Below are 17,453 nucleotides of genomic sequence, written 5' to 3' on the forward strand. Positions count from 1 at the left end.
AAATTTAATATATTAAAGTTAGTAAATAATAAGGAGTTCCGGCATTTATCGCGCCGGAACTCCTTATTATATTTATTTATCTCGATGAGAAATGCGGCGGATATTTTAATATCTCAGGCCGAAAATCGGGTGGAAAATCCTTTCGTCGTGCAGGAACTGCGCCTGCTCGTCAAATGAGCGCTTCGCATCAGCTCCGAGCGAGACGGCGAGCGACGAGGTGAGCACATGCGTCAAGAAGACGGGGCCGATGATGCTGCTGCCGAAGGTGGGGCTGTTCGCGGAGACGTTGAGCTGTAATTCGGCGAAACGGCAGACTGGCGCGGCCGCGCTGTCTGTCATCGAAATTATTTTAGCTCCGTTTCTGTGCGCTATTTCCACAGATTCAGTAACTTCCACCGCGTAGCTGGGAAGCTCGCAGACGATAACGACGTCGCCCTCGCGGACTGCGCGCACCTGCTCCCAAAGGGAAAGCGCGCCCCTGCGGCACATTATCGCGCGGCAGCCCATTATCGTAAGGCGCATCTGCATCAGCTCCATTACGAGCGAAGAGATGCCCCAGCCGATACAGTAGATGTTGTTCGCGCCCTTTATTATCTCATTGAAGCGGTCTGTCTCGGCCTTGGTGAGCTGCGCCATCGTGTCGTCGAGGTTCGCGTGCTCCGCTTTGAAAACGCTTTCGGGGAACTCGTCGTTTGAATCGACCGCGCGCGCAAGAAGCGCCGCAGGGTTGATCTGTTCGAGTATCGTCTTTTGCAGGCAGGCCTTAAGCTCCGCGTAGCCGGAGAAGCCAAGCATCTGCGCGACGCGCACGAGCTGAGCCTTTGAGACCTTCAATTCGTCCGCAATGTCGCCTATCGAGCGGAACGACGCCTCACGCATGTTAGCGAGCAGGTATTCCGCCACGCGGCGCGCCTTGTTAGGCATAGTGTGCGCCTTTTCCATCAGAAGGTTCTGCAGTTGTGTGCTGTCCATCTAATACACTCCTTAAACATCTCTTAAGAATCTATTTATGCGATGCTGTCAAGTCAATAAAAATACCCTTCAGCGCGTATAATGAAGTTTAGTTAGAAAAATAAAAGTTGTCAACCGAAGAGTATTTTATTTCGTGCAGGTTTACAAAATAATAAGCGTAAAAAAGGATATTCTATCGAAGGTATAAATATATGATATATAAACGAAGCGTCCGGAGAACGCCCTTTGCGCTCCGCGGACGCTTCATCGTCAAATATTCACAGCCCGGCGAGAAAGTGTTTTTTAAAGCGGATCCCAGTCTCCCTCATGCTTATCCCTCATTATCGGGCAGGTGACGGCGCCTGTGGCCGCGGTTCTGGAACAGGCGTTGCAGGAGAAGCAGGCCGAAGGCCGCGAATCTTCCTCCGCCCAGCGGTTTATAAGATCCGGCTCCGCTATGAAGGGGCGGCTTAGGCCGAAAAGGTCCGCGTCGCCCGCCGTAAAGAGAGCGGCGATGACGGGCAGCGAGCGCAGGCCGCCCGTGAGGACGACAAGCGAATCTTTAGGGGCCTTTTCGCGGATGGCTTTCGCGTATTCCGCAAAGGGAGCCTCTGAGTCTCCGGCAGATACTCCTACCATGTTTGGACTGCGGTGAGCCTCGGAATAGGATGTGCCGGAGGAGACCTCTATGACCTCTACGCCGGCCTCTATCATTGAAAGCGCCGCTTTTACGCCCTCGCGCGCGCCGTAGCCGCCGGGCGTCCCCTCTTCCGCGCTTATTTTGAGCCAGACGGAAAATTCCGGCCCGACCGCGCGGCGCACGGCCAGACAGACCTCGCGCATGAAGCGGCTTCTGTTCTCATCGCTGCCGCCGTAGGCGTCCGTGCGCTTGTTTAAGAGCGGCGACATAAACTGCGTCAGCAGATAGCCGTGCGCGCCGTGTATCTCAACGCCGTCGGCGCCGCCCTCTTTGACGCGCGCGGCGGCCTTCGCAAATTCTTCCGTGACTTTTTTTATCTCCTCTTCGCTCATGGCGGCCGAGGTGCATGACGCTCCCGGATAGGGCTCGCCGCTTGGCGAAAGCGCGAGTGCGTCTGTTTCATTGCCGGCAAGCTTCGCGGCTCCCGCGTGGCATATCTGCACGACGAGCTTTGAACCGGCCCTATGGACGGCCTCCGCAAGCAGGCGCACGTCGGCCACAGCCTCGTCGGAATCAAGCCCCCACTGACGCGGCGCGGCCCGGCCCTCGCGGCTGACGTAGGCAAACTCGGAGATGACGACGCCCGCGCCGCCGGCGGCCGCCTCGGCCTGACGCGAAACGGCGAGGTCGGTTATGCGCCCCGTCGCTTCGTCGCATACACCAAGCCATGTGGCTGAGCGCACGAAGCGGTTGCGTACTGGAAAGACTTTATTGTCGAATGGCAAAAACAACTGCCTTATAGCCGTTATATCGTTATTTTCTTTCATTTTTTGATTACCTTTCTGTGCTGATTTTATGAAGCCGCGGCGTCAGATAAATGACAATAGCGCAGCCGCTCTCTCTTCGCTAATGCCCGCGTGCAGCGCGAGCCGCTTGATGCCGAATTTTCCATGTCCGGTAAATTTTGAGCGATCTTTTTTCGGGACTGACCACGGGCCGTCCGGCGTTGCTTTTACCAGGGCGCGCGCCGACGCCTCCGCCAATATAAGCTCGCCAAGCGCCGGATGGCGCGGCCCGGACGCGGTCTCTTCCGCAAGAGACTCTGTCTCCTGAAGGCCTATCCTTATCGGAACGAAGCCCAGTTCAAGCGCGAGCTCTATAAATTCTCCACCCCAAAGCGCCGCCTCTTTCACGGAAAGCGGCGTGAAGGCGCCGCTTTCGCAGAGGAGCTGAAGCTCCGTGCCCTTTATTACCAGGCAGGGATAGAGGCGCAGCTCCCAACTGTCGGCGCCTTTTAATTCGGCAAGTTTTTTAAGGTCAAGGAGGCTGCTTGCCTTCGTCTGTCCAGGCAGGCCTATCATCATCTGCACTCCGATGGGGAGGCCTTCGCGCTTTAATATGGAGATGTCTTTGAAAATTTTCTCAGGATCGGCCTCACGTTTGCAGGCTGCAAGCACACGCGGGTCCAGCGTGGGGATGCCCAGCTCGACGCGCGAGACGGGATAGCGCAGAACGAGCGCGCGCAGCTCGTCGCAGCTCAGATCCCCTGGGTAGGTGGAGAATCTTATCGTGCTTCCGGCCGGCGCGCACTCGGTGACCGCGTCCAGATATTTTTTTATTGTTTCAGCTTCAAAACGGCAGAAGGAGCCTCCGAAGAAGCAGACCTCGCGCGGTGCGTCAAGCTCCGACAGGCGCGCGCGCACATAGTCGGGCGGCGGCGTCTCCGTCACTCCGGTGATGGCCCTCTGATTGCAGTATACGCACTGCCCTCTGCACCCCGCGAAGGGCAGAAAGAAGGGCATTTTTTTTAAAACGGTCATTTTTTCGTCAAGCCTTAATTCCAGTCACAGTATTGGTTTTCTTCCCACTCCGGCCACAGCGCCGCCCAAGCGAAAAGGTCGGCCCTGTTTTCGAAGCTTTCCATAGAGACGCAGGCGTGGGACCAGAATTTCGCGCCCTTCGTGTCGTTGAGCAGATGATAAAGCTCATGGAAAATCGCAAAACGCCTCCACAAAAGCGGCAGCCGAGTGTTTATGAAGATGCGGCCGCGCTCGCGGCGGACGAGGTGTATGCCCCATACGCTTGACGGGAGGTCGGCGTATTTTAATTCTAAAGTAAGTCCAGTCCGTTCTTCCGCTTCGGCCAACAGCTCAAACTCGCCGAGCCTCTGCCAGTGCGCCGCCTCTTGAGCGGCCCACTGCGGTATAGATTCGGGAGGAAGCGGAAATTCTTCGATTTCGCCGCAGCCGGAAGAGACGGAGATTTCCTCGTCGAAAAATTTTTCGTTATTTCCCGGAAGCATCCTCTTCGTCCCAGTCATCAAGCGCGGCTTCAATGACACGGTAGACCCTGCGAAGCTCTGTCTCGCTCAGTTTTTTGCTGCGATACCAGATTTCGAGCTCTCCGTTGTCCAGCATTGATTCAAGCTGCACGCGGCCGGGCTTGTCGGGCGACGAAAGGTCCATCAAAAGGTCGGAGACCTCAACGTCGAGCGCAGGCGCAAGTTTTTGAAGAAGTTTCATTGAAGGAAGACGCCTGTTGCTTTCAAGCGCCTGTACGTAGATACGGCTTACCTCTACCTTCTCCGCAAGCTTTTGCTGTGTCAGATGCTGCGCCCTGCGAAGAGCTTTGATCCTGTTTCCTAGACTCATAATGACAGGCTTCCTTTCAATTTTGGATTTATGTTGTGCAATATTATTGATATTACTACATAATATTTCTTTTGACAACTGATAGATTATATATCCGAGCAGAAATTAAAAAAATAGACGCAGCTCAGAAGGTCAGCGGCACCGCCCGGGCTTATACGCCGTGGCAGAAAGCGCGCCTCCATCGCATAAAGCGGCGCGTATCCGCAAAAGCCCGCGTCAAAGGCGGCGCGTACGGCGAGCGCGTCGGCGCGGTACTCGTTTTGCCAGTATTCAAAGCCGCCACGGTGCATGACGTTGCTGTCCTCGCAGACGCCCATCATTGAAAGCAGGGCGGAAAGCCCGGCGTCGTTGAGCTGCGCGCCGCGCAGGAGCGCCGCTCCAAGCTCCGGAAGGCCGCAGTCTACGACGGAGGGAAATCCGTGCGCGGCCTCTCCGCGCGCTCCGGTGACGCCGTGCTCGACAAAGAGCCGCTCGCCGTTTGAAAGCCGCGCGCGCGGCTTTGTCAAAAGAGGCGCAAGTTCGCGTTCAACGGAGCCGGCCGCAAAAGACGCGGCCTCGCGCGCCGCAAGACGCGGCGAATATTCCCCAGCGGAAAATGCGGCGGCCGCTCCGCAGACGAGGAGCGACAAAAGGTATATAAGGCCCTTGTGAGTGTTCACGCCGCCCGTCGCGCAAAGCATGGCGCGTTCCATCTGGACGCCCGCGGCGCGCAGTTCCTGCATCATGCGCGCAGGTTCGCCGCGCGCCGCGCCTGTCTGCGCCTGCTGCATCCAAAACGGCGCAATCGCCTCCGCGCTTTTTATAAACAGTTTGCAGTCCATATCTTCATGGCAGCCGTTTCCAAAGGCGTCGACCAGCCCGGGCTTTGGCGAGGTCATGACCTCGCAGAGGGCAGCGCGGTGCGCGGCCTCCGAAAGAGCTTTAATGACGCTTGACTTCATGACGGTTCTGAATCATACTTTTCTAAGTTTATTATGTTGTAAGGAGCCGCCAAATAATGCACTTTATCCCCTCCGGGGCAAAATATATTTTCTCTAAAATAGCTCAAATGAAGCGCCCGCGCAAGTCCTGCGCGGACCGGTATTTTTTTGCGCCCGTCTTATGCGTCGCGCTCTTTGTTTTGTGCGCCGGGGCGGCGCAGCTGTGCAATGCGGTAAACGAAAGCGCCTCGCGTGAGTGGCAAAGAGGGTGGGCCGCTTGGCGCTCCGGCGCGCCGGCACAAGCGCTTCAATGCTGGGACGCAAACCCGGCGCTCTCTCCCTTTTACACGCGTTTTCCAAAATTTTATTACTGGCGGATACGCGCTCTTGAAAAAGAGGGGCGCCACGAACGCGCCTCGCAGCTTGCCTCGATACTCGCACTTCGCAGCCCTTTGAGCTTCTACAGCCTCGTGCTCTCCTACGACGGCAGATACCCGCAACTTTCCGCCGCGGTGAGAGCGGCGGCGCGTTCTTCCGCCTATCCGCGAAAATGGGAAAAGGAGGTGCTGGCAGCCTCAAGCGCCACCGGCCTTTCAAAAAACATCCTCTGGGCTGTAATCCTTCAGGAGAGCAAGTTCAACGCGGACGCTGTGAGCCGCTCCGGCGCGGTCGGGCTGATGCAGCTTATGCCCTTTACGGCAAAGGAGGCGGCGGCCAGGCTCAAAGACGAGAGCCTTACTCCATACACGCCGACGCATAACGTCATGCTAGGCGCGGCGCACCTTCTGCATTTAAAAAAACATTTCAAAGGAAACCTGCCGCTCGCGGTGGCGGCCTACAACGCTGGAGCCTCCGCCGTGTCGCGCTGGCAGCCGACGGCCTCCTGCGAATGGGTGGAGTGGATAGAAAGCATCCCTTACGTACAAACGAGGGAATACGTGAAGTCGGTGCTCGCAAACATAGAAATATACGCGGAGAGTTCGCCGTGCGCGGAAGACGGCGGCTCATTCTTTAGACACGCCGAGGAGAAACCGGACTTCACAAGGCGCAGCGCGCAAAACACGCGGCGCGAAATAATAACGGAGGGCAGGAACAGATGATGTGCGAAGATAAAGGAAACGAAACAACCAAGGAAACAACCGAAAAAAATTTAGGCGCGGATGGCTTTGACCCTGTAGCGAAGGTGGCGGCCTTTTTGCGCAAAGCAAAGAGCGAAGCGCCCATAATACATACCGAGGCTACGATATTCACAGTGGCGGACGCCTCTGTCGCGGTGGGCGCGCCGGAGCCGGAGATATTAAAAAGCATTCTTTTGCGCGCAAATCACGGAAAGAGCTTCGCGCTCGCTCTGATGTCCGGCGTGAACCGCGTTGAGACGAAAAAAATAAAAAAACTGCTCAGCCTCTCGCACCTGTCGTTTGCGGGCGCGGATGAATGCGAGCTGTGGTCCGGCTTCAAACCCGGCGGCGTGCCTCCGGTGGGCTATCCGCAGCAGCCCGTGACGCTGCTTGACGAGGACCTTTTCCTCTACGACACTGTGTGGGCCGCGGCGGGCACAGATCACGCCTTTTTCCCGATATCGCCCGACGAGCTGCTGCGCGTCACAAACGGCGTAAAAGCCGCTATCAAAAAAGACTAGGGAAAGAGCAGCCGCGCGGCCGGAACAACTATCACAATAGAGAGCACTATCCTTATCACATAGACTGCCCCCATCTGCCAGAAACGCAGAGGAATGTTTGAATGCCACACGTGAAGGCCGACCTCCGTTATATTGACGAGTCCTATTACTGAGAGGCATATACAGATGAAACGCGACTGCTCCGACAGAAGCAGCCTTCCGTATGTGACGGCTAAAAACTGGTCTACAAACGAAAATACCGCAGCCGATGCTATTATGCTGCTTTCAACCGCGCCGGCTGCGGACAAAAGCGCGGCAAGCGGAGCGGCCAGGAGCGACGTCAGCCCCGCGCCCTCCGCAATGAGCACCGACAGCGTGCCGAAGGTTATCATGAGCGGCACCGTGCCGAGCAGCAGGCTGTAGATTATCGTAAGGCTCTCGTGCGCGTAGGAGCGCAGCGTCGCATGGCGCGCTCTTGACGCGCCGCGCAGCAGCGCCAGCTGAAACAAGGTGCGTCCGTGCCTATCTTCGGCGCGGTGGGGCCTGTAGTTGTCGCGCCCCTTATAGTAGCTGTCGCTCACCGCAGAAAGCGGCCATATACGCGGCATGACCACGGCGAGCGCTATCATGGACGAATAGACGACGGCAAGTATCTTTAAAAAGGCATTTTCCATGTCAAACAGTTCCGCTATAGCATAGATGTTGTATATACCTGCCAGCGAAAAGCTGCATACGATGGAGGCGGCCTCTTTTGCCGTATAAAAGCCCGCGTCGTACATCCGCGCCGTAAAGACGACGGCCATCGAGCTGCTGCCGAGCCACGAGGCTACGCAGTCCACCGCGGAGCGGCCCGGTATCCGAAAGAGCGGCCTCATCACGGGGCTTGCGTAGACCGCGATGAACTGCACCAGCCCGAAGTTCATGATAAGCGGAGCGAATATACCAAGCAAAAAGGCAAGCACTATGAGCCGCGGCGCAACGTGATTGACCATAAGAGACGCGCTTGCGGCAAACTGCCCCACAGCTCCCGCCGTGCCGATATAGCGCGCGGAGCCAAGCCAGACGAAGAGCGCCGTCGGAAAGGCAAAAATGCGCACGGCAAGCCACACCGCGCCGCCGTCAAAGTTTTCGTGCAGCAGCGGGTCTTCCGTTATCCAGCGCGGGCGAAAAAACTTTTCCGCGCAGGCGAGCGCCGCCGCGCAGAAGGCAAGCCCTGTGACGATGAGCGGAAAATATCCGACTAACATTCCCATCAGATGTTCCTTCGCGTGGCCTATCAGCGTATTTGTCTCAAAACCTATCGGAAACGGGACCAGAAATATGATGATGCCTAGAAACGACGGCAGAGCAAACCTCAGCGCTCCATGTCTTGCGTGATAATCTCGAATTGTTCGGCCTCCTGTTGTTTTTATACGGCTGGCGCCGCTTCTATTACTGCGACTTCCCCCGCCTCCGCCGCCAAAAGTTCCCGGATATCGGGAGATGGGGGCATGGGCCATCCCGTCGCGGCGCAGGCGTCGATAAAGGCGCGCAGCACGAAGGGAGCTTTTTCAAGCACCTCTTCGCGGCTTTCGCCTTCGACCCAGCAGCCGTTCAGTGCTGGAAAGTTCCCTATCCACATGGATTGGCCGCAGCCAGTCTCTTCGTAGAGCACGAGCGGATATTTATGATTTTCGCACATCGCGCAAAAGCTCCTTTGCCATTTTACCTCCGCTATTTCAATACCGCGTCGATGACGCGCATGAAATTTTCACCAAGTATTGCAGCCGCTTCCTCTTCTGTGTATCTTGCGCGCACCTCGTCTATAAATTTCGCGCGCGCCTCCGCGTGGCTCGCAAAGAGGTCTGTATCTCCGTCGGGCGAATATCCCGCTTTCAATGCTTCAAGGCCGCTGCAAAGGTCGAAGCCAAGCCCCGCGTGTGCGGCCCCGCAAATGCGCACCACCCGGTCCAGGTGCTTAAGCAGAGCCTCCGCGTTCCGTTCTTCACGCCCGCTCGCCGCAAACGGGCCGAAGGCGTTCATTCCCATGACGCCGCCGTGCGCGGCAAGCTCTTTCATCTGCGCGTCCGAAAGGTTTCGCGGCGACGCGCAGAGGGCGCGGCAGTTTGAGTGGGAGGCGATATAGGGCGCGTCCGTCATCTCCGCGATCTCGCTTATGCCGGCGTCGTTCAAGTGGCTCACGTCTATTATCATGCCAAGCGCCATCGCGCGGCAGACAAGTTCGCGCCCGAAGTCCGTAAGCGAACCTTCAAAGCTGCCCGCCGTCCGTGGCAGGAACGAGATCCCGTCGCAGGCGTAGTTCCTGCGCGACCACGCAAGGCCCAGCATACGCACACCCAGCCGGTAAAAAATATCAAGCAGCAGCAGGTCGCGGCCGAGCGGCTCCGCGCCTTCGAGAGAAAGGAACATCGCAATTTTTCCAGAGGCCGCGGCCTCCCGGCACTCGCGCGCGCTTTTGCAGAGCATGAACGAGGGGGAATCTTCAAGGTCGGCGTAAAAGGCCGATATTTGATCCAACGCGTTGCGCAGAGCGCCCTCCGGTACATAGGCGTCGTCGATGAAGACAGAACAGACGAGCGCGTTCACGCCGCCCGCGCGAAGGTCGGGCAAAAATCTGCGTTCAAGCACGCTCCGCTCTCCGCGCAGGCGAAAGAGCAGCACATCCATCAAAAGGTCATAGTGAGCGTCGAGAACGATTGGAACCGTATTTTTTTTCGTCATATTTTCAGCCTCTGCATGTCGCACCGCTTTAGGTCGAACCAGAGCAAAGAATGTTCCAACCGCCCTTCAAGCCCGGCGAGTATTTTTATAGTTTCGCACGCCTGTACCGCCGCTATAAAGGGCGGGATAAAAGGCGGATTGCCAGTTGACAGCTCTATGCCGCGGTCGGGCGCGCCAGTCAGCTCCCACACGGGGCGGTCCTGCGGCGCAAGCACCGCGGCCTCTCCGTAAAAGCCGGCCACTGCCCCGTGCACGAAGGGGATATCAAGTTCGCGGCAGGCTTTAAAAAGCGCGCCCCGGGCGTCGTTGCCGTCAAGCGCGTCCACCGCAGCACTCGCCCCGGCAAGCAGCTCCCTGCCGTTTTCTTCGTTTATATAAAGAGGACGCGCCACCGCCTCTACCGCTCCGTTGACGCGCCTCACGCGCGCGGCGGCGGCCTCCGCCTTTGAAGCTCCGATGTTTTCCTCGTCACAGTAGAGCTGCCTGTTTAAATTATTATCGTCGAAGGAGTCTCCGTCTATCAAAATAAGACGCCCCACCCCGGCGCGCGCCAGCATCTCGACGATCCAGCCGCCGAGGCCCCCGCAGCCGGCTACGGCCGCGGCCGACTCAAGAAGACGCGCCTGCCCCTCCATGCCTATGACGCCTATGTTTCGCGCGTAGCGCGAAGGGCAGAGGCCGCCGCGAAGCGCCAAGGCCTCCGCCGCGCGCGGCGACAGTCCAAAGCGCGCCGCGGCCTCGCGGCATCGTTTAAATGGAACAACCAAGAGACCGCCGCTTGTCTGCGCATAGTCTTTTATATAGTTTAGAAATCCTTCCGGCACGGCAGCTCCCCCGCTTATTTTTCTATTTTTCGGCGCCTTCGCGCCGCGATTCATATTTTACCGCATAAATATGCCGCTTTACACAATTATTGCGGTAAAAACCGTCTTTTTTCTTGCCTGATTTTTACAATATTCTGTTAAAATATAAGGCATAAATGACGGCTCTACTATGGTCAAGACAGTTCAGGAGGGATGCAGATGACGCTCAGGTGTAAATCACAATTTTTTCTTGGAGTCATTCTATTATCGATATTATTACTTTTAGACGTAATTTTTAGCAACTTTTTGATCGACTCCGCGGCGCAGACGGACAGGGAACGAATGGCGCGCGACCTTTCACGCGCGATGGTGACGCTCAAAGGCGAGGCCCGCACTCTTTCGGCGATCGCCGGCAACTGGGCCTATTCAGACAAGAGCTGGGAATACATGCGCGGGACAAATCCCGACTATCCCAACTCATACCTCAACCGTTCCGTGCTCACCGAGATCGGCATCTCCTCCATGATATTCCTGAACGACGATTACAAGGTCAAGCTCTTCCGCGACTACAGCGCGCCTGACGACCAATCGTCGCCAGAAAGCGAATACGAGGCGCTCTTCAGTCACGACGGCGAGGACCTTTTAGCCAACCTCCCCGACGACGGCACAAGCGGCATCGTGATGAAGGGCGGCGAGCCAATCCTCTTCTCCGTGAAGCGCATACTGCGCTCCGACAAGAGCGGACCAGGGGCCGGCTACCTCATTGTGACGATGGCCTTCTCGCAGAAGATGATACACACGATCGGGCGCAATCTGCAATTCACCTTCGCCGTAGAACCGGTGGATCACAAGAACGCAAAAGACGACCTGCCCCTTACCATCATTGACAACGTGCGGCGCAATTCCTTCATAACGGGCAAGATACTGGTCCGCGACCACGCAGGCACTCCCGCCTTCTGGATATCGGGCATCGCGCCCAAAGTCGACATAAAATCCGCCGACAAGCAGCTGCAAAGGCTCTTCATGGTGCTTGGGCTCATAGCGCTCGTCATCGTCTACATCTTCGGTCTCTTTATGAAGTACCAGGTCACCAACAGGATGAAGCGGCTCCAGAAAGAGATAGAGATGATACGCGACGAGACGGTCAACGTGCGCCACATCACCATCGACGGCAAGAAAGACGAAATAGGCAGTATGCAGCGCACGCTAAACGACTGCATGGCCTTCTTCGACTTCAAGCAGGGCGAAAAGGCGTGGGCCGACGACATCACCATAGCCGTCTACAAACGCTTCACAGAGGCGGGGCGCAGAGTCTGCACAAAGACTCTCGAAGACATAGCTACGGCCTTCTCGCCGGGCGACGAAAAGTTCCGCGCCGCCATCACGCGCTGCGCGGCGACGACCCGCGATTTTGCGGCCGCGCTTGATATGCACGAAGAAGAGCTTATCTACGTCTACTCCGGCGCTCTCTTCAGCCGCATAGGCATGCTCGCTCTGCCGTTCTCTATAAGGAACAAGACCTCGCGTCTTACGCCCTCTGAAGAGCGCGAGTTCAAAAAATACCCGATCAAATCAAAAGACTTCCTCGAAGAGGTCGAGCTTCTTCGTCCGGCCTCCACGATGGTCTACGCCTGGAATGAAAACTGGGACGGCTCGGGCTACCCTCAGGGGCTCTCCGGCAGCTCCATCCCCGTAGCGGCAAGGATATTCGCCATCGTTGACGCGTGGAACGAAATGACGCGCCCGTGGCCGGGAAGACGTCTGCCTCAGGACGACGAGGTAATAGAACGGCTGCGCGAGATGGGCGGCAAGAGGCTCGACCCGCAGCTCGTCGAAAAATTCATCGCCTTCATAACTAAGGAGAAAAAATAAAAATGGTTGAGCTTGACGCAAGAAAACTTGAATGTCCGAAGCCCGTCCTGCTGGTTAAGGACGAGGCCGATAGGGGCACGGAAAATATACGAGTCTGCGTGGACAACGAGGTCGCAGTAGCGAACGTGACGCGCTTTTTTGAAAGCCGCGGCTACGAGACAAGGCGCGAAGATACGGCAGATGGCTTTTACGTAGCCGGCGTGAAAAATTCCAAAGCGGCGCCCGCAGCCCGTAAAAAAACTACGGCGGCGCTGCTTACATCCGACAAGCTGGGAGCCGCCTCCGACGGCCTCGGCGAGGTGCTGATGAAGGCCTACATTGGGACGCTCGTTAAGGCGGACGTCCCACCTTCCGCAGTCGCTTTGATGAACGAAGGCGTAAAGCTTGCGCTGCCTTCCTCTTCCGCCTGCGATTCGCTGAAGGAGCTGGAGGCGCGCGGCGTAAAGATACTCGTCTGCGGCACCTGCACTAATCATTTCGGCATTACGGATAAAATCGGGGCCGGAGTTATCTCAAACATGTTTGAGATAACCGAAGCGGTATTTGGCGCGGAAAAATCCATAGTGCTCGGGTAAGGCAAGGATGGCAAAAATCTATCTGAACAACGCCGCGACGACCTGGCCGAAGCCGGAGTGCGTCGCAAAGGCGGTTTTTGATTTTATGACCGACGGCGGCGCAAACGCCGCGCGAGGCTCGGCCTCGGAACGCGACCTAAAAAGCCTCGACGTGCTCTTTACGGCGCGCGCGAAGGCGGCTGCGCTCTTTGGCGGCTACGCCAAGGCAAACCCGAAATACGTGACGCTCACCACAAACGTCACGCATTCGCTGAATATTGTCATAAAGGGCTTTGTGAAGCCGGGGATGCGCGTCGTAACCACCTCGGTCGAACATAACTCCGTCATTCGCCCGCTGCGGGAGGCGCAGCAAAACGGCGCCTTTGTGAACGTCCTGCAATGCAGCTTAAAAGGCTATCTCGACCCACACGCGCTCAGCGAAGCGCTCTTTGAAGATACGGACCTCGTAATAATGACGCACTGCAGCAACGTATGCGGCTCGGTGCAGCCCATCGAAGAGGCCGCCCAGATATGCGCGCGCCGCGGCGTGCCGCTCGTGCTTGACTGCGCGCAGACCGGCGGTCTGCTGCCAATAGACGCGGAGGCCCTCGGCGTCGCTGCGATCTGCTTCACCGGGCACAAGGGGCTTTTCGGGCCGCAGGGCACAGGCGGCATAGTGTGGAACCCGGAGTTTGCGGAAAAATGCTCGCCGTTCATAGTAGGCGGTACGGGCAGCCTCTCCCACGAGGAGACGCAGCCCGTAGCGATGCCGGACAAATTCGAGGCCGGAACGCCGAACCTGCCTGGGATCGCGGGGCTTGACGCCGCGCTTGAATGGATCGAAGCAACCGGCGTCGACAAAATAAAAAAACGCGAAGAGAAGTTGGGCGACAGGCTCGAAGAGGGCCTGCTCTCAATAGACGGAGTGAGGCTGCTGGGCGCGGCTCATAAAGAGGCGCCGCGGCTGCCAGTTTACGCCTTCAACATCGCAGGCATGGACAACGGCGTGCTGGCAAGCAGACTAAGCGAACGCTACGGAGTGGAAAGCCGTCCCGGCCTCCACTGCTCGCCGCTCGCCCACCGCACGCTTGGCTCTTTCCCCGAGGGCGCGCTGCGCCTCTCCCCCGGCTGGTTTTCCACCGAAGAGGAGATAGATCGCGCCATTTTCGCGATAAAAGAGCTTGCCGCAAAAAAATAAATTTTTGACGGCATAACACAGGCCAAAGCATAAAAAAGGCGAAAACCGCAAGATCAACGTGGTTTTCGCCTTTTTGTCGTCTTCTAACCGGCTATGAACCCCTTGGCAATCAGCACGGCCTTTGAGTATTCGTCCTCCGGCCTGTAGCCCTGATTGAGCAGCTCCCTGATATAGGTGCCGTTATATGTAAAACTGAAGACCAACTGTGCTATGAAGACGGTCAGCACGCTTGCTATGAACATTATGACGGTCCACTTCACATCACCGCGGCATATAGGCACAAGAAAACCGAAGAAAAAAACAGTCCAGCTGAACCCGACCTTTACGGTCCGCACTTGACCCGCGTCACTTATAAGATTTACCAGCATAAAAGCGCCTCCTCTTTCCAACTTTGCGCAGCTTAGATACGCATTAAATATTAACACGTCTAAGGCCCAAAGCTGTATAATCATAATGCTTAAATCACCATAATTTGGAAGGAGTTTTTTGCAATGACGCTTTGGATAATCCTGGGAATAGCCGCTCTGCTCGTTTTGTGGCTGGTGGCGATATATAACGGTTTGGTTAAGCTTCGCAATATGGCACAGGAGGCATGGAGCGGCATCGACGTTCAGCTCAAACGCCGCAGTGACCTTGTACCGAACCTTGTCGAGACGGTAAAGGGCTACGCGAAACATGAGGCCGGCACGCTCGAAGAGGTGACGAAGGCGCGCACCGCCGTGGTGAACGCCGGCGGCGACACGGAAGAACGGCTCAAAGCTGAAAACATGCTCACATCGACGCTGCGCTCGCTCTTTGCTGTAGCCGAGGCCTATCCAGACCTCAAAGCCAACACGAACTTCATGCAGCTTCAGGATCAGCTCTCAAAGATAGAAGACGAGATACAGATGGCGCGCCGCTTCTACAACGGTTCCGCGCGAAACCTCAACAACGGCGTGCAGCAGTTCCCGGCCGTGCTCATAGCTGGGCCGATGGGATTCAAAGAGATGCCGTATTACGAGGCCGACGAAGCGGAGCGGGCCAATCCGAAGGTCTCGTTCAATTAAGGCTGTTATGACGGCGGCAAAAAGGTTATGCGCGGCGCTTGCCGCGCTCTTTCTTATCGCAGCTCCGGCCTCCGCCGCCGAGGTGATAAAAGAGTTCACAAGCGACGTCCAAATACGCAAGGACAGCGCGCTTGAGGTGACCGAACGGCTTCTCATCAACGTCGAAAACATCACCATAAGGCGCGGCATAGTACGGAGCTTTCCCATTTATTACACGGACAAAGACGGGCGCTCCTTTGAGGTCGGCTTTGACGTGCAGTCGGTGACGCTCGACGGCGCGGAGGTTCCGTGGAGCGTCGAATACGAGGGCGATTACGCAAACCTGCGCATCGGCGATAAAAACGTAATGGTGCCTCAGGGCCTGAGAAAATATGTGATACGCTACGTCACCACCAGGCAGGTGGGCTTCTTTGAGCAGTTCGACGAACTCTACTGGAACGCCACAGGCAACCACTGGTCGTGGCCGATACTCAATGCCTCCTGCACTGTGTCGCTGCCGCAGGAAGAGGCCTCCGTCCCGTTCCGTTCGATAGAATGGTACGTTGGAAGATACGGCGAAAAGGGCGACCCGGCCTATGCGAGGCTCTCGTCAAAAAACACCGTATCCTCCACAAAAACGCTCTATCCAGGCGAGGGAATGACCGTGGTCTACACCTTCCCGAAGGGGCTCGTCTCTGAGCCGGCTCCGTTTTTTGGAAACACGCGCGCTCAGTGGATGATAGCGGCGGCCGCGCTTATCGCCGTCCTCTCTTGGCTTGCCTTTTCGTTTTTCACGTTCGTAAAACGCGTCCCGGTCCCCGCGGTCATAGCGCGCTTCTATCCCCCCGACGACGCCTCTCCCGCCTGCGTGCGCAATATCCTTGAGAGCACGGTGGACCAGACCTCTTTTACGGCAAACGTCATGGCGCTTGCAGTGAAGGGAGCGCTCAAAATAATCTCCTCTGAAAAAAGCTCCATCTTCGGTACGAAGACTGAGTCGTACACGCTGGAAAAAGAAAGCAGTCCCGCAAAGCTGACGGCGGACGAAGAGGCGATGTACGAGACGCTCTTTGAGGACGGCGCGGACTCCGTAAAGATAGAACAGAAAAACGCGGTCAAGCTTAGCGCCTGCAAAAACGCGATGGCCGGCAATGTCGCCGTTCTCTGCGACGGATTCACAAAATCGTACGCAAAGATAGCGGTCACCGCCGTTTTAATGATCGCGGCCGGCATAGCGGCGCTCACTCCGTTTACTGGAGAATCGGCTACGACCGTCGCCTGCTGCGCCGCCGCGGCCGCAGTGACGCTTCTTGTCGGCTTCATGCGCGGTTTGGGCATGAAACCGCGCACCTCCTCGAAAATATTTTCAGCAGCTGTGACCCTTGTGATAGGCGCGGCCGTCACCGTGATCGCGGCTGGGCTTGCCGAATCAATGAGCGAGGGCGGCCTTCCCGTCGTATTGTTTGGCGCATCAGCCGCGGCAGCAGCCGCAGCGCTGCCGTTTCTCACGCAGTGGACGGTGCGCGGCGCTGAAATATATTCAGAGGCGGAAGGGCTGAAACTCTACATCTCCGTCGCTGAAAAGGCGCGCATGGAGATGCTTGACGCCCCTGACGAAACACCGGAGCTCTTTGAGCGGCTGTTGCCCTACGCAGTAGCCACCGGCGAGGTAAAGGCGTGGAGCGCGCGCTTTGAGAGCGTGCTTGCGAAGGCCGACTACAAACCAAGCTGGTACGTCGGCGCAACTCCGTACCTTTTCTTGAACGCCGGCGGCTTCAACAGCTTCGCAAACGATCTGAACAGAAGCATAACCTCCGGCATGACTAAACCGTCTTCATCGCCTACGCTATCCTCAGGCTCGGGCGGAGGCGGTTTCTCTGGCGGCGGAGGCGGAGGAGGCGGCGGCTCAGGCTGGTAAACGGCCCTACGCCTCACAGCAAGCATAAAGTCAAAAAAGAGAGAGCCAAACTTTGGCTCTCTTTCTTTTTGATTTTTGATCTGCGCCGCGGCGAAGTTTTTATCCCAGTATCACTCGTTCGTTGAGGATATATTCGTTCAGGCTCTTTTTAATGTAGGCGTTTGCCGCCTTCTCGGCGCCGCTTTGTATCTCGCTGCGATGTTCTTCGAGAAATTTCGCCGCGGCCTCCTGCTTTTCTTCTGAAAGCTGGTGCGTGTCCATGATAAGGCATTCTATACACTCGCTGTTAAATTCCGGCAGTTCGATGCGCGCAAGGGACTCTTCGGCCTCATTGTGTCTGCTGAGGGAGGTTGAGACTACAGTGCATCTGCCTTCGCCTGAAAGTTCTTCCGCAAAATATTCCGCGTCGCCTTTATCATCAAAAACAAGCACAACCTCGGGTTCGCCAGCCTTCATCTGAACTACAGCCCATAATTTCTCCTGCATCATTACCGCCCCCCTGTATAATATTTTATATGATACACCCGAAATCACTATAATTGAAATAAGCGAAAAAACTTAAATATTCAAATGAGTCACAAA

Annotated in this window: 19 protein-coding genes; 7 read left to right on the forward strand and 12 right to left on the reverse strand. The window is 56.7% G+C overall.

Annotated features, from left to right (window positions below; genetic code table 11):
* Positions 1-105: 105 nt before the first annotated feature.
* The 6 genes from RRY12_05725 to RRY12_05750 form a co-directional block, all read right to left on the reverse strand.
* Positions 106-972, reverse strand: a complete 867-nt coding sequence (locus tag RRY12_05725) for a MurR/RpiR family transcriptional regulator (GenBank protein ID MEG2184155.1) — start codon at positions 970-972, stop codon at positions 106-108.
* Between the two features lie 282 nt (positions 973-1,254).
* Positions 1,255-2,418 carry an NADH:flavin oxidoreductase gene (locus RRY12_05730; GenBank protein MEG2184156.1) on the reverse strand — a complete coding sequence of 388 codons (1,164 nt, stop codon included), beginning with the start codon at positions 2,416-2,418 and terminating at the stop codon, positions 1,255-1,257.
* A gap of 42 nt (positions 2,419-2,460) precedes the next feature.
* On the reverse strand, positions 2,461-3,411 hold the full coding sequence (locus RRY12_05735; GenBank protein ID MEG2184157.1) for a radical SAM protein: 951 nt from the start codon (positions 3,409-3,411) through the stop codon (positions 2,461-2,463).
* 14 nt (positions 3,412-3,425) lie between these two features.
* Positions 3,426-3,893, reverse strand: coding sequence for an ImmA/IrrE family metallo-endopeptidase (locus RRY12_05740; GenBank protein ID MEG2184158.1), 468 nt, complete (start codon positions 3,891-3,893; stop codon positions 3,426-3,428).
* Positions 3,877-4,242, reverse strand: coding sequence for a helix-turn-helix transcriptional regulator (locus RRY12_05745; protein ID MEG2184159.1), 366 nt, complete (start codon positions 4,240-4,242; stop codon positions 3,877-3,879). The genes RRY12_05740 and RRY12_05745 overlap by 17 nt, the downstream gene beginning before the upstream one ends.
* An 86-nt stretch (positions 4,243-4,328) precedes the next feature.
* Positions 4,329-5,183: a triphosphoribosyl-dephospho-CoA synthase gene (locus tag RRY12_05750; protein MEG2184160.1), complete on the reverse strand. Its 855-nt coding sequence runs from the start codon at positions 5,181-5,183 to the stop codon at positions 4,329-4,331.
* Between the two features lie 56 nt (positions 5,184-5,239).
* On the opposite strand from RRY12_05750, the gene RRY12_05755 reads away from it, so the two are divergent.
* The gene (locus tag RRY12_05755; protein ID MEG2184161.1) at positions 5,240-6,262 is read left to right on the forward strand and encodes a lytic transglycosylase domain-containing protein; all 1,023 of its coding nucleotides are present in this window, start codon (positions 5,240-5,242) and stop codon (positions 6,260-6,262) included.
* Complete coding sequence (locus tag RRY12_05760) at positions 6,259-6,801, forward strand: YbaK/EbsC family protein (protein ID MEG2184162.1); 543 nt, start codon at positions 6,259-6,261, stop codon at positions 6,799-6,801. Before RRY12_05755 ends, RRY12_05760 begins: the two co-directional genes overlap by 4 nt.
* Here RRY12_05760 and RRY12_05765 read toward each other — a convergent pair.
* The 4 genes from RRY12_05765 to RRY12_05780 all read right to left on the reverse strand — a co-directional run bounded on the left by RRY12_05765 (position 6,798) and on the right by RRY12_05780 (position 10,325).
* Positions 6,798-8,033, reverse strand: coding sequence for a hypothetical protein (locus tag RRY12_05765; protein MEG2184163.1), 1,236 nt, complete (start codon positions 8,031-8,033; stop codon positions 6,798-6,800). The genes RRY12_05760 and RRY12_05765 overlap by 4 nt on opposite strands.
* A gap of 155 nt (positions 8,034-8,188) precedes the next feature.
* Entirely contained in the window at positions 8,189-8,461 is a 273-nt protein-coding gene (locus RRY12_05770; protein MEG2184164.1) for a hypothetical protein, read from the reverse strand.
* A gap of 32 nt (positions 8,462-8,493) precedes the next feature.
* Entirely contained in the window at positions 8,494-9,501 is a 1,008-nt protein-coding gene (locus RRY12_05775) for a membrane dipeptidase (GenBank protein ID MEG2184165.1), read from the reverse strand.
* The gene (locus tag RRY12_05780; GenBank protein MEG2184166.1) at positions 9,498-10,325 is read right to left on the reverse strand and encodes a HesA/MoeB/ThiF family protein; all 828 of its coding nucleotides are present in this window, start codon (positions 10,323-10,325) and stop codon (positions 9,498-9,500) included. The genes RRY12_05775 and RRY12_05780 overlap by 4 nt, the downstream gene beginning before the upstream one ends.
* Before the next feature lie 198 nt (positions 10,326-10,523).
* Here RRY12_05780 and RRY12_05785 point away from each other — a divergent pair, with 198 nt between their 5' ends.
* Genes RRY12_05785 through RRY12_05795 form a run of 3 tightly spaced genes read left to right on the forward strand, consistent with a single transcriptional unit; the run spans position 10,524 to position 13,928 of the window.
* Positions 10,524-12,176 (forward strand): CHASE4 domain-containing protein, encoded by a 1,653-nt coding sequence (locus RRY12_05785; GenBank protein ID MEG2184167.1) that lies wholly within the window; start codon positions 10,524-10,526, stop codon positions 12,174-12,176.
* Between the two features lie 2 nt (positions 12,177-12,178).
* Positions 12,179-12,751 carry a sulfurtransferase-like selenium metabolism protein YedF gene (yedF, locus tag RRY12_05790; protein ID MEG2184168.1) on the forward strand — a complete coding sequence of 191 codons (573 nt, stop codon included), beginning with the start codon at positions 12,179-12,181 and terminating at the stop codon, positions 12,749-12,751.
* A gap of 7 nt (positions 12,752-12,758) precedes the next feature.
* Positions 12,759-13,928 carry an aminotransferase class V-fold PLP-dependent enzyme gene (locus tag RRY12_05795; GenBank protein MEG2184169.1) on the forward strand — a complete coding sequence of 390 codons (1,170 nt, stop codon included), beginning with the start codon at positions 12,759-12,761 and terminating at the stop codon, positions 13,926-13,928.
* An 83-nt stretch (positions 13,929-14,011) separates the two neighbouring features.
* On the opposite strand, the gene RRY12_05800 is transcribed toward RRY12_05795, so the two are convergent.
* Complete coding sequence (locus RRY12_05800) at positions 14,012-14,296, reverse strand: hypothetical protein (protein ID MEG2184170.1); 285 nt, start codon at positions 14,294-14,296, stop codon at positions 14,012-14,014.
* A 123-nt stretch (positions 14,297-14,419) separates the two neighbouring features.
* On the opposite strand from RRY12_05800, the gene RRY12_05805 reads away from it, so the two are divergent.
* Together RRY12_05805 and RRY12_05810 are read left to right on the forward strand one after the other, a co-directional pair.
* The gene (locus RRY12_05805; GenBank protein MEG2184171.1) at positions 14,420-14,974 is read left to right on the forward strand and encodes a LemA family protein; all 555 of its coding nucleotides are present in this window, start codon (positions 14,420-14,422) and stop codon (positions 14,972-14,974) included.
* A 7-nt stretch (positions 14,975-14,981) separates the two neighbouring features.
* Positions 14,982-16,871 (forward strand): DUF2207 domain-containing protein, encoded by a 1,890-nt coding sequence (locus RRY12_05810; protein MEG2184172.1) that lies wholly within the window; start codon positions 14,982-14,984, stop codon positions 16,869-16,871.
* Positions 16,872-16,970: 99 nt separating this feature from the next.
* On the opposite strand, the gene RRY12_05815 is transcribed toward RRY12_05810, so the two are convergent.
* On the reverse strand, positions 16,971-17,360 hold the full coding sequence (locus RRY12_05815; protein MEG2184173.1) for a hypothetical protein: 390 nt from the start codon (positions 17,358-17,360) through the stop codon (positions 16,971-16,973).
* Positions 17,361-17,453 lie beyond the last annotated feature (93 nt).

This window comes from Cloacibacillus sp. (assembly GCA_036655895.1).
Classification (GTDB): domain Bacteria; phylum Synergistota; class Synergistia; order Synergistales; family Synergistaceae; genus JAVVPF01.